The following is a 12,482-nucleotide window of genomic DNA, read 5'->3' as shown; positions in this document are numbered from 1 at the left end:
TTGATTTAGCTGACACACCGCAATCGCGAGCAAGCTCAGCCCCCACAGGCTCAGCTCCTACAGCTTCAGCCCCTAGCCCAGCAGCAGCCACAGGCTCCAGCCGAGCAACAACAATCCGCAGAGACGACTGAGCCAGAGTCCCTGCGGCAGGTTTTTCTCCAACAGAATGAAAGCACCGATAACTGCCACCCAGAGCAGATTCATCACGCCGACCACGAACAGCAGGCCCATCAGGGCCCAGCAGCAGCCCAGGCAGTAAGCGCCATGGGCCAGGCCCATGCGCCAGCCGCCGAGCACGTCGGGGCGCCAGTAGCTGAGAAGAAAATGCAGCGGCCCGCGACAATGCTCAAGGCAGACCGCCTTGCTCGGCAGCCACTGATAGACGCCTGCGACCAGCAGCAGGCCAGCGCCCAGGGCGGTACTGCTGCTGCGCATCCCCGGACTGAGCAGGGCGAGCCGCTCGAGCGCCCATTGCAGCGCCGTGGCGCCCAGGGCGAAGCCGGCCCAGACCAGACCATAGGCGCTGCAAAACAGCAGCAGGGCCAGGTGTCGCTGCGGTGCCGGCATGCGCTTGCGCAGCATCTGCTGGTAGATCAGCAGCATGGGCACGGCACTGGGCAGCATCATGCCGATCATCATCACCACCCACATGACGAACATCAGCAGCGCATCGCTCAGGCTCCAGGGCATGACCATACCGGCCATTGCCGCATCGGCCATGCCACCCGGCCCACTCATGTCGCGGGCCATGCGCAGCAGCATCAGCCAGGCCAGGACGGTCAGCGCAAGCAGGCAGAGCAGGAACAGCAACTGCTCGCCTGTCAGTCGCTTGCTCGGCGTCGCCGCCCGAGGCCCTGCCATTACGGCTCTATGCCATGGCCGGTGAAGTGTACGTGGGCGAGATGGCTATGACTGCCCTGGGACTGTAGCTTGAGGGCTGAATGCGTCTGGTAGCTGCCGCTGGCGACTTCGGCCTCAAGGAACTCGAAGCCGTTGGGCAGGGACAGGCGGACTCGATGAGGTGAGCCGTCGATCGGGCTACGGATCGGCTCGCCGCTGGCCTGCAGCACGCCTGGAATGTCCAGGTGCGCCAAGCGCTGATCGACATCGATGGATAGGGTGATGGGCACGAACAGCGGTTCGAATGCTTCACTCATGGTGCTGCTGAACACCTGGAACACGTTGGCCCCGGGGTCGCTCTCCAGGCCAGAGAGGATGGTCAGCAGGGCCTGGCGTTGCGCCTCGTCGGCGCGTTCATCGATGAACACCTGACAACTGCCGTTACCCTCATGAATGGCGCCCGGCCAAGCGAAGGTGGCAGCCCAGCACAAACCTCCCAGCGCCACCTGATTGAAATACCCGTGCTCCACTCGCATCGACGCCACCGCCTGGCAGTGGCCCCGGGTCGGTGGCGCATCGAATTGACAAGGACAGCCCCAATTACAGTTGCAGGCAACGAATTCGACGCCCTGCATGCGCCATTCGGCGATGGCCATGATCAACCTCTTCACCTGGCGGGTGAAATGAAAGCTGCGGTTACCCCCATCCCCCCTTAATTAACGCTAGCAGGGGGCGCGCATCGGGTACGGGCTGCCGACCAAAGGTCCGCTTGCCCGTGGTCGCCGGTCAACGGTGCAAGCCACTGTCAATTGGGATGAAGGTGCCCGTCATATCGGTGCAAACATGCAAATGCTCCTGCAAATAAAGACACCTGTGGGAGCGAGCTTGCTCGCGATGACGGTCGCACACTCAACAACTTTGTTGACTGTGACACCGCTAACGCGAGCAAGCTCGCTCCCACAAGTCTGCGCAAAATCAGCTCAGGCTCTCATCGATCAGCAACACCAACTTGCCCGACACCTGGTTGGTCGCCAGCTCCGCGAACGCCGCTTCGGCGTCCTTGATTGCGAAGGTCCGGGCCAACTGCGGGCTCAGGCGCTTGTCGGCAAACAGCGGCCACACCTGTTGCCCCAGCTCACTGATCAAGTCAGCCTTGAACTGATCGTCACGGCTGCGCAGGGTCGAGCCGAGCAGTTGGATACGCTTGCCCAGCACCTGGGCCAGATCGAGCTCGGTCGAGCGCCCCCCCATCAGGCCGATCAACACCCAACGGCCGTCAACTGACAAAAGTTTCACGTTGAGCTTGGCGTAGCTGCCACCCACCGGATCGAGGATCACGTCGAAGGGAGCGAGGTCGTTCAAACCCTCCAGGCCATCGGTGCGTACCACGCCGCCCTGGGCGCCCAAGGCCTCGCAATAAGACAGCCGTTCGGTCGAACCGACACTGACCCAGCACGGGTTGCCGAACGCCTTGCACAGCTGGATCGCGGCTGAACCGACGCCGCTGGCCCCGGCGTGCAGCAGCACTTTCTCGCCCGGTTTGAGCGCCGCCAGCTGGAACAGATTCAGCCACGCGGTGCTGTAGACCTCAGGCAGCGCGGCCGCTTCAGCCAAGGACAAGCCCTCGGGCACCGGCAGCACGTGACGGCCATCGACCACCACCTCCTCGGCCATCCCACCGCCGGCCAGCAGCGCACAAACGCGGTCACCCACCTGCCAGGACGAGCCCGGCCCGACCTCGCTGATCACCCCGGAACACTCCAGCCCCAACACCTGGCTAGCGCCGGGTGGCGGCGGGTAAAGCCCGGCTTTTTGCAACAAATCGGCCCGATTCAGGCCGGCGGCCGCCACACGGATGCGAACTTGCCCCACATCACACGTCGGGCTCGGCTCATCTGCCCATACCACTTGGCCTTCAACGCCTTGCAATGCTTTCACGGTGCCTCCATAGTGAGTCTCGACTGGGCCCGCTGCTTCAACGCCGGGCTTTCTTGCATTATGCGCCCGGGCCACATGGAACCGGCGACTTCAAAGACGGCCTAATATGCGTTATCAATTGTCCCTGCGTCGAATCAGCATGAAGCACCTGTTCCCCAGCACCGCCCTCGCGCTCGTCATTGGCCTCGGCCTGTTACCGTTGTCGAACGATACGTTCGCAGCCAACAGCTGGGACAAGCTTCAGCCCGATCGCGACGAAGTGATTGCCAGCCTGAATGTCGTCGAATTGCTCAAGCGCCATCACTACAGCAAGCCGCCGCTCGATGACGCGCGCTCGGTCATCATCTATGACAGCTATTTGAAGCTGCTCGATCCGTCCCGCAGTTATTTCCTGGCCAGCGACATCGCCGAATTCGACAAGTGGAAAACCCAGTTCGACGATTTCCTCAAGAGCGGCGACCTGAACGCCGGGTTCACCATCTACAAGCGCTACCTGGACCGCGTGAAGGCGCGTCTGGACTACGCCCTTGCCGAGCTGAACAAGGGCGTCGACAAAATCGATTTCAATACCAAGGAAACCTTGCAGGTCGACCGCAAGGACGCCCCTTGGCTCAAAAGCACAGCCGAACTCGATGACCTGTGGCGCAAGCGCGTCAAGGACGAAGTGCTGCGCATGAAGATCGCCGGCAAGGATCCCAAGCAGATCCAGGAAACCCTGACCAAGCGCTACAAGAACCAATTGGCACGCCTGGACCAGACCCGCGCCGAGGACATTTTCCAGGCGTACATCAACACCTTTGCCATGTCCTACGACCCGCACACCAACTATCTGTCGCCGGATAACGCGGAAAACTTCGACATCAACATGAGCCTGTCCCTGGAAGGCATCGGTGCCGTGCTGCAAAGTGACAACGATCAGGTGAAGATCGTGCGCCTGGTCCCGGCAGGTCCCGCTGACAAAACCAAACAGGTCAGCCCGGCGGACAAGATCATCGGTGTCGCCCAAGGCAACAAGGAAATGGTCGACGTGGTCGGCTGGCGCCTCGACGAAGTGGTCAAGCTGATCCGCGGCCCGAAAGGCTCGGTGGTGCGCCTGGAAGTCATCCCGGCCAGCAACGCGCCGAACGACCAGACCAGCAAAATCGTGGCCATCACCCGTGAAGCGGTGAAACTGGAAGAACAGGCGGCGAAGAAATCGGTCCTCAACCTCAAGCAGGACGGCAAGGACTACAAGCTCGGCATCATTGAGATCCCGGCTTTCTACCTGGACTTCAAGGCCTTCCGTGCCGGGGATCCGGACTACAAGAGCACCACTCGTGACGTCAAGAAGCTGCTGACCGAGTTGCAGAAGGAAAAGGTCGACGGCGTGGTCATCGACTTGCGCAACAACGGCGGCGGCTCCCTGCAGGAAGCCACCGAGCTGACCAGCCTGTTCATCGACAAGGGCCCGACCGTGCTCGTGCGTAACGCCGATGGCCGAGTGGATGTGCTGGAAGACGAAAACCCGGGCGCGTTCTACAAGGGGCCGATGGCCTTGCTGGTCAACCGCTTGTCGGCGTCGGCCTCGGAGATTTTCGCCGGTGCCATGCAGGACTATCACCGGGCACTGATCATCGGCGGCCAGACCTTCGGCAAAGGCACCGTGCAGACCATCCAGCCGCTCAACCATGGCGAGCTGAAGCTGACCCTGGCGAAGTTCTACCGGGTGTCCGGCCAGAGCACCCAGCATCAGGGCGTACTGCCTGACATCGATTACCCCTCGATCATCGACACCAAGGAAATCGGTGAAAGCGCCCTGCCCGAAGCCATGCCGTGGGACACCATCCGGCCGGCGATCAAACCGGCCGTTGACCCGTTCAAGCCGTTCCTGGCCCAACTCAAGTCCGACCACGACGCGCGCTCGGCCCAGGATGCGGAGTTCGTGTTCATCCGCGACAAGCTGGCCCTGGCGCAGAAGTTGATGATGGAGAAAACCGTCACCCTCAACGAAACCGACCGTCGTGCACAGCATGCCGACATCGAGGCCAAGCAACTGGCCATGGAAAACCTGCGTCGCAAGGCCAAGGGCGAAGAACCTCTCAAAGAGCTGAAGAAAGAAGACGAAGACCTGATCACCGAGCCGGAGAAAACCAAGCCGGAAGACGATGCCTACCTGAGCGAGACCGGGCGGATCCTGCTGGATTACCTGAAACTCAATACGGCGATCGCCAAGCACTAAGATGATGGCCATTTAATGGTGATGCTCGTCGGAGTGTCATCAAACTGACATCAGTCTGTCGTGAAATACAGGACTGGGTGCCCCGCACCCGGTCCTTTTTTTATCGCCAGAGATTGCCATGACCACGACAGAACAGCTGAGTGCCTTGAGTTCGATCCTGGCTCAAAGCGGTTTGCACAGTCTGTTCCAACCGATCATCTGTCTTTCCGAAAGGCGCATCGTGGGCTATGAAGCCTTGACCCGCGGCCCTTCCAACAGCCCGCTGCACTCGCCCATCGCGCTGCTCTCCGTGGCGCGCCAGGCCGGACGCCTCAGCGAGCTGGAGCTGGCCTGCCGCCGCAGCGCCTGCCAACGCTTCAACGAGCAAAAACTGCCGGGCAAGCTATTTCTCAACGTCTCGCCCGAGTCCCTGCTGGAATCCGCGCACCAGACGGGGCGCACCCTGCAATTGCTACAAGACTTCGGCATCGCACCCAGCCAGGTGGTGATCGAACTGACCGAACAGACCCCTATCGATGACTTCCAGCTCCTGCAAACCGCCCTGCATCACTACCGGGCCATGGGTTTCTCGATTGCCCTGGACGACCTCGGCGCCGGTTATTCGAGCCTGCGGCTGTGGTCCGAATTGCGACCCGACTATGTGAAGATCGACCGGCATTTCATCGACGGCATCCATCAGGACGCCCTCAAGCGCGAGTTCGTGGGCTCGATCCTGAAAATCGCCCGGGCTTCCCGCGCCCAGGTGATTGCCGAGGGAATCGAACTGCCGGAAGAACTGGCGGTGCTGATCGAAATGGGTGTCGACCTGGTCCAGGGTTATCTGCTGGCCCGCCCCCAGGAACAACCGTCACGCGATGCCAGGGCGCTGATGCCCAGGCAGGACAGCGGCGTGGCGGCGCTGAGCGATGAGATCAACGACCTCAGTGCGCTGCTCAACGAACAACCGGCGATGGCCCACGACACACCGACCGCCACCGTGCTGGAAGCGTTTCGGCGCCAGGCCAACCTCAACTCCCTGGCGGTACTGGACAATCAGAACCAGCCCTGCGGCATCGTCCATCGCCATTCACTCTCCGATGCCTTGCTCAAACCCTTCGCCACCGACCTGTTCGCCCGCAAGCCTATCAGCCGGCTGATGAGCGATGACTTTCTCGCGGTGGAGTTGAACCAATCGCTGCAACAAGTCAGTCGCCTGATCACCAGCCGCGCCCGACAACGCATCGAAGAAGACTTCATCATCACCCTCAACGGCAGCTACCTGGGCCTGGGTCGGGTAATCGATGTGCTCAAGCTCATCACCGAGCTGAAAATCCAACAGGCCCGCTACGCCAACCCATTGACCCTGCTGCCGGGCAACGTCCCGATCCAGCAATGCCTCACGCGCCTGCTGCAACAACGGCAGGAATCGGTGATCTGTTACGTGGACATCGACAGTTTCAAACCCTTCAACGACATCTACGGCTACGGCCGCGGCGACGAAGTCCTGCTGTGCCTGGCCCAATGCCTGAACGAACGCATCGACCCCAGCCGCGACTTCGTCGGCCACATCGGCGGCGACGACTTCCTGCTGGTCCTCGGCCCGGAAGACTGGCGCAAACGCCTGGACCAATTGCTGAGCGACTTCCAGACCCATTGCCGGCGCTTCTACCGGCCTGAACATCTGGAGGCGGGGTGCTTTACCGCACTGAATCGACAGGGGGTTCGCCAGGATTTTGCGCTGTTGTCGCTGTCGATTGGGGTGGTGCATCTGCGCGCCGAGGCCTGCGAGAAACTGGATGCCAGCCAACTGGCGGAACTGGCTTCCCAGGCCAAGCACCATGCCAAGGAGATTTTGGGGGGGAGTGTGTATTTAGTAGATGGTTTGGCTGAGCGGGAGGCTGTGGTGGAGTTGGGGTTGTCGGTGTAAGCGGACTCTCCATTCACCACGGCCCGAACGCCCTGGCGCAACCCCTGTGGCAAGGGAGCTTGCTCCCGCTGGGCTGCGTAGCAGCCCCCTTCTGAACAACGCCGCGGTGTGTCTGGTTGATCGAGCAGGCTGTTTTGGGGCCGCTTCGCAGCCCAGCGGGAGCAAGCTCCCTCGCCACAAAAGCGGTTTGGTGGTGGTTGATTAAGCAGTAGCAAACTCAATTACTTGCCTCTGGCCTAGCCCCATCAAAGAGTACCTACACGTAGTCCCAAGTAGACCTGTCTTCAGCTTCAGCTTTGCGGAGGTCGTCTGCCCATACTTCAGTTGCGAATTTATATATATCTTCAAAGAAAATTCTAGGATTTTTCATCGTATCCCATCCGTTAGGGAGCGATGAACAGGTCTGAGAGTCATGTTCCAATAGGGCCTGAAAGTCATAACTGCTATCTCGCAGGGCATCTCCTAAGCTTTTGTAAAGGAGGAATTTTTGTCTGTACGTAATTTTCCAGCGCTTTGTTAGCGAGTAATTTAAAATTAACACCTCTCGATCTACGGGGTTATTGGGGTCAAATTTCTCAAGCTCTTCACCTAGAGTTTCTTCTCGGTCGTATATATCGAAACAACCTAAAAAATATGCAGGTGTTGGTACGTAAGGCTGCCCAGTGCTAGGATCAATCAATTTTATGTCTCCTATTTAATTGGATACAGTGTAAATGGGATTTCAGTATCTCGATCAAACTTCATTTCTATACGATTCATTTTTACCAGTTTTGGATCATTTGGATCCCTAGCGTTTGGAATATATCCCTCTCCTGCCCCCGGAAAATCTGCCCGTAGATATTTGCTTCCGCTTTTATCCGTTAGTAATACATGACCGCTATTTCTCTTTGAAATTGCTAACTCATAAGCTTTTAACTGTAACTCCCAACTGTAAAACCTCGAACTTGGATTCCCTTTCCTATGTGAAGGGGTCCTCCCAGTAACGGGATCGGTACCATCAATTGCTCGCTGCTTCCACACTTGATCTGGGACCGCAGGGCTATGCTTACCAACCATGTGCATGCCTTGTTCCCTGTCTAAACGCCTGACCTCTTTTTCAGCCAACTCAGCAGCGGTTGGCTTTGGCAACCGCGGCTCACCCTCATCTACCTGGACCTTACCCGCCGGATCCTGATCCCCAACCGCCGGCCGACACCCACCCTGCCCCGGACAATCCACCAACCCCAACGGATCCACCCACCCCGTCGGGTTCACCGTGTAGCGATACCCATTGAGCCCACCCGCCAACTTGCTCGGATCAGGCGTCAAATAGCGGCCGGTTTCGGGATTGTAGTAGCGGTGCCGGTTGTAGTGCAGGCCGCTTTCCGGGTCGAAGTATTGGCCCTGGAAGCGCAGCGGTTGTTCCAGTTGTTCGCCGCTGCCGTGGGTGAGTTCGGTGAGCTTGCCGTAGCCGTTGTAGCGCGCCGACCAGACGATCTGGCCGGCGGGGTTGGTCAGTTCCTGGGGCGTGCCCAAGTGGTCGAGGTGGTAGTAGAACGGGCGGGCGTCGGGGCCTTCGCCGTCGAGCAGGGCCAGCGGGCGGAAGGTGCCCGGTTCGTAGACGTAGCTGCGGTGGTGGCGCGGGCTGTTTTCGGCGACGAGCTGGTCGCCCTGCCAGAAAAATTCCGTGGTCAGGCCGTCCACGGTCTTGCTGATGCGTCGGCCGAAGGCGTCGTAGCGGTAGGACGTTTCGCGGCCGTCGGCGCCGGTGACGCCGATCAGGCGGTGTTGGCTGTCGTAGCGGTAGGCGCTGACCAGGGCCTGGCCGCGGCGTTCGCGGATCAGGTTGCCGAAGGCATCGTAGTCGTAGTGGCGGTCGCCCTCCCTCAGCAGGCGGTTGCCCTTGAGGGTGGTCGGCCCGGGGCGGTCCTGCATCAGCAGGTTGCCGGCCGCGTCGTGGCTGAAATGTTCCGGCGGTTCGCTGTGGGAAAAGTCGATGCGGGTCAGGCGATCCAGCGGGTCGTACTGGTAGCGGCGGCGGTTTCGCTGGTCGGAAAGGCTCTGGAGGTTGCCCCGGGGGCTGTAGGCATAGTCGCGCCAGAACAATTGCTGCTGGGGGTTCTGCCACACGGTCTGGGCCTTGAGGCGGCCCTGTTCGTCGTACGTGTAATCACTGCGCAGCAGCCCCTGCTGGCGTTGCCGTTCGCGGCCGCCGTCAACGCGGTGTTCGGTCAGGCGTGCGCCGTTGAGGTCGATGGCAGTCAGCGCGCCACCGGGGGCGTGGTGATAGTCGAGTTGGCTGTCTTCCGGCAGGCGCAGGTGGTTGAGGCGCCCGCAGGCATCGTAGCGATAACGCAGGGTGCCCCAGCCCTGGTGTTCCGTGACTAGCCGATCCTGGGCATCGTATTCGAAGGCCAGCGGGTGATCGCTGCCGTCGTCGACCTGGATCAGCCGACCCAGGTCGTCGTAGCGGTATTCGATGGCCTGGCCGTCGGGCAAGGTCTTGATCCGCAATCGCCCGGCCGCGTCACGCTGGTAGCGGGTGATCCGTTGCGAACCGTCCTCGCCGTGCTCGGTTTTCTCCAGCAGGTGGCCGTTGAGGTCGTAGGCGTAGGCGGTGCGTTGGCCGTCGAAGCCGACTTGCTGTCGGATCAAGCCGTTGGGCGTGTAGTCCAGCTGATATCGTTCGCCGGATTCGTTTTCGATCTCGGTCAGCAACAGCCGCGCCGAGTCGTAGCGGTACTTCAGCTCGCTGCCGTCAGGGTTCAGGCGGCGGCTGACCAGGTGCAGGTCGTCGGCGTATTCGTAGCGGGTGGTTCGGCCCTGCTCGTCGCGCTCGGCGATGACCTTGCCGTAGGCGTTGTAGCTCCAGGCCCGGGTCGCACCGGTGGGCAGGGTGACTTGCAGCAGGCGGCCGACGGCGTCCCATTGGTAGTGCGTGAGGGCGCCGTGTTCGTCCCGGCGACTGAGTAAACGTCCCAGGGCGTCGTAGGCAAAACACCGCCGACCGCCGTCGGGCAGGACCTCTTCGGTCAGTTGGCCCAGGCGACTCCAGGTGAAACGATGTTCGCCACCGTCCGGGTCATACCTGGCCAGCAGTTGCCCATGGGCGTCGTAGGCATATTCCGTACGCTGGCCGTCGGGATCGATGCTCGCGATCACATCGCCCCGGGCATTGCGGCGGTAGCTCCACACGGCCTTGCCGCGGGAACGGGCGTGCAGGAAGCCGTTGCGGTACTCGTAGGACGTCGGCGCTTCGTCCGGCGGAATCAGCGCCACCAGCCGTCCGACGTCGTCGTAGCGGTATTCGCTGACCGCCCCCAGCGGGTCCTGTTCGGCGATCAACCGGCCCTGTTCGTCGTAGGCCTTGAGGTGCTCGCCGCCGTCGGGCTCGACCTTGCGCACCAACCGCGCCCGGTCGTCGTGGACATACACTTCCTGGCTGCCATCCAGGTGCCGGACCGTGACACGGCCGTCCTCGCCCCAGGTGTAGCGGCTGTCCATCTGCGCGAAGGAGGCCCAATGCCGTACGCAGCGGGACGCCGGCCCGACGCCCTGCCACTCCCAGTAGAAACTCGCCCCGCCGGCCAGTTGCCGCTGGAGGATGACGTGCTGGTCGTCGTAGTCGTAGCGTTCGCTTTCACCGGCGGCATTGGTCGCTTCGATCAGTCGGAAACGTCCGTCGTAGCGGTAGGACACCAGCGTCTGCTCGGTCCGCCAGGCTTCGTCGAGGGTGAGGGCCGGGTGGAAGCTCTGGTAGTCGACGGCGACCAAGTGGCGCTGTTCGTAACGCAGGCGCAGGGAGCGCCCGGCGCCGTTGTCCAGGCGGCTGATGTCGCCGTGGATGTTGCGCTGGACGGTCAGGCGGTTGTCGTAGCGGTCGCTGAGGGCGATCAGGTGGCCATCGCGAAAGTGCAGGAACGGGGCGTTTTCCCCGGGCTGGGCGATGATCAGTTCGTCCGGCGCGGCCCCCAGGTAGATCGCCGCCCGGGCCAGGCTGTTGTGGATCGCCGGACGTTGGGTGGTGGGCAATGGAAAGATCGTGCGGCGATTTTCCTGGTCGACCCAGGTGATCTGCTCGCCGTCGAGCTCCAGGCGATGGGCCAGGGCATGGCTCCAGCCGCGCCCGAGGCCGACGTCCAGGGCGACGGCGCTGGTGCGGTACAGCCGGGTGAAGACGAACGGCAAGCGGCCGTCGAGGGTGCCGTCGTCCAGGGTCAGCAGTTCTTCGCCGGTGACCATCGACACCGGGCAGCCGCTGGTCTGGGTCTGGGCCGCGGTGTCGGCGCTGTCGCCGTTGGGGTTTTTCGATTGGGCCGGGGCGTCGTCGTGGGGTTCGTGTTTTTTCAGCGTGGTGTTGCGCTGCGCATCCCAGCGCAGTTGCAGCCGGCCTTTTTTTATTCCCGCCGCGACGCCGCGCGCCGCCACGGTTTTGTAGCGGTCCACGTAGGCCATGAAGCCGTTGACCACCGCGAAGATCGCCTTGACGAAACGCTGCATGGCGTTCAGCAGGGTTGCGCCGTGCCTGGCCAACCGCATCGACAGGTAGGCGATCCCGGCCCCCGCACCGGCAAAGGTCAAGACCACGCCGATCAGCAAGTCGATCACGCACTGCACCACCACGGTCGAGAGTGCTTCGGCCGTGTCGCCGGCGACTTCGCTGGGCGGCAGCATCTCCAGCCAGAGGCTGGCAGTGCGCACCAACAGGCACAGCGCCGCTTCGTCGCTGGCCAGCAGTTGCAGCTTCGCCATCAGCAGCGGCGTGTCTCGTGCCAGTTTCTTCAACTGATCGGCGCTGTCACCCAATCGATCAACAAACTGACCAGGATCCTTGAGAATGTCCGACAACAGGCTGATGCTGTCCCACACACCCTCGATCGCCGCCCAACTGCCGGCGAGCAACCCGTTCCCCACCGCAGCCGCCGATGTCGCCAAGGACTGCCGGGCCCATCGCGGCTTGAAGCCTTGCCACTCACCCCGTAGCCAGTCCGTCAGATCCCGAGTCAAGCCATCGTAGGAAGAAAACAGCTTCTCGATCTGCCCGGGAGACACCTCGTCCTGGACATGGACCCGATAGGACTTGCCCGCCTCCCCCTCGAAAGTCCCGAGCCCCTGGGCGTCCAGGGTCACCGGCGTGACCTTGCCGCTGTTCACCTCCACCACATCCACCACGATGTCGCCCAGCGGGATGTCGTACACCGACTCGAACTTGCTCTCGATCGTCATCACCCCACCCAGGGGGCACTGGACGACCGTGGAGAGGAAATCATCGTCACCGCTGCTGACGACGGTGGTGCTGTCGCCGAAGCGGATCAGCCGCTCCATGCCCATCAGCGAGGGCAAGTCGACCGCGTGGCTGGCGCGGTCCGCCGCCCGGCTGTACCAGCGCTCAAGTTGGTCGCGGTAGACCGACAGGGTGTCCTTGAAACTGTCGAGTTCCTGCTCGATACGGTTCACCTGCTCCATCAGGGCAAGGCTCGCTCAAGGGCCGGCAGGAAAAAACGGTCGAACATGGGCAGCGTCTCGCAGCACTCAGGGAGCGCGAGACTGTGCCGGGGATGACGGGGGAATTAAGTCAGGGGAACGGGACAAAGGATGTAG

Annotated in this window: 7 protein-coding genes; 2 read left to right on the top strand and 5 right to left on the bottom strand. The window is 61.8% G+C overall.

Annotated elements, in window-relative coordinates; genetic code table 11:
* Positions 1–72: 72 nt before the first annotated feature.
* From AO356_RS19375 to AO356_RS19365, 3 genes are all read right to left on the bottom strand, one after another.
* Positions 73–861: a DUF2182 domain-containing protein gene (locus tag AO356_RS19375; protein WP_060741105.1), complete on the bottom strand. Its 789-nt coding sequence runs from the start codon at positions 859–861 to the stop codon at positions 73–75.
* Positions 861–1,496: a DUF1326 domain-containing protein gene (locus AO356_RS19370; protein ID WP_060741104.1), complete on the bottom strand. Its 636-nt coding sequence runs from the start codon at positions 1,494–1,496 to the stop codon at positions 861–863. The genes AO356_RS19375 and AO356_RS19370 overlap by 1 nt, the downstream gene beginning before the upstream one ends.
* Positions 1,497–1,815: 319 nt before the next feature.
* Positions 1,816–2,778 (bottom strand): zinc-binding dehydrogenase, encoded by a 963-nt coding sequence (locus AO356_RS19365; protein ID WP_060741103.1) that lies wholly within the window; start codon positions 2,776–2,778, stop codon positions 1,816–1,818.
* A 139-nt stretch (positions 2,779–2,917) separates the two neighbouring features.
* Between AO356_RS19365 and AO356_RS19360 the strand changes: the two genes are divergently transcribed.
* Together AO356_RS19360 and AO356_RS19355 are read left to right on the top strand one after the other, a co-directional pair.
* Positions 2,918–4,996, top strand: a complete 2,079-nt coding sequence (locus tag AO356_RS19360; protein WP_177431744.1) for a carboxy terminal-processing peptidase — start codon at positions 2,918–2,920, stop codon at positions 4,994–4,996.
* A 118-nt stretch (positions 4,997–5,114) separates the two neighbouring features.
* Entirely contained in the window at positions 5,115–6,902 is a 1,788-nt protein-coding gene (locus AO356_RS19355) for a bifunctional diguanylate cyclase/phosphodiesterase (protein WP_060741101.1), read from the top strand.
* Between the two features lie 256 nt (positions 6,903–7,158).
* Here the strand turns inward: AO356_RS19355 and AO356_RS31070 are convergent, their stop codons facing one another.
* Both AO356_RS31070 and AO356_RS19350 read right to left on the bottom strand, forming a co-directional pair.
* The gene (locus tag AO356_RS31070; RefSeq protein WP_081015385.1) at positions 7,159–7,581 is read right to left on the bottom strand and encodes a hypothetical protein; all 423 of its coding nucleotides are present in this window, start codon (positions 7,579–7,581) and stop codon (positions 7,159–7,161) included.
* A gap of 11 nt (positions 7,582–7,592) precedes the next feature.
* The gene (locus tag AO356_RS19350) at positions 7,593–12,347 is read right to left on the bottom strand and encodes an RHS repeat-associated core domain-containing protein (RefSeq protein ID WP_060741100.1); all 4,755 of its coding nucleotides are present in this window, start codon (positions 12,345–12,347) and stop codon (positions 7,593–7,595) included.
* Between the last annotated feature and the right edge of the window lie 135 nt (positions 12,348–12,482).

Source organism: Pseudomonas fluorescens (assembly GCF_001307275.1).
Classification (GTDB): domain Bacteria; phylum Pseudomonadota; class Gammaproteobacteria; order Pseudomonadales; family Pseudomonadaceae; genus Aquipseudomonas; species Aquipseudomonas fluorescens_AA.
Note: the sequence above shows the minus strand (reverse complement) of the source record. Positions and strands in the feature narration are given on the sequence as shown.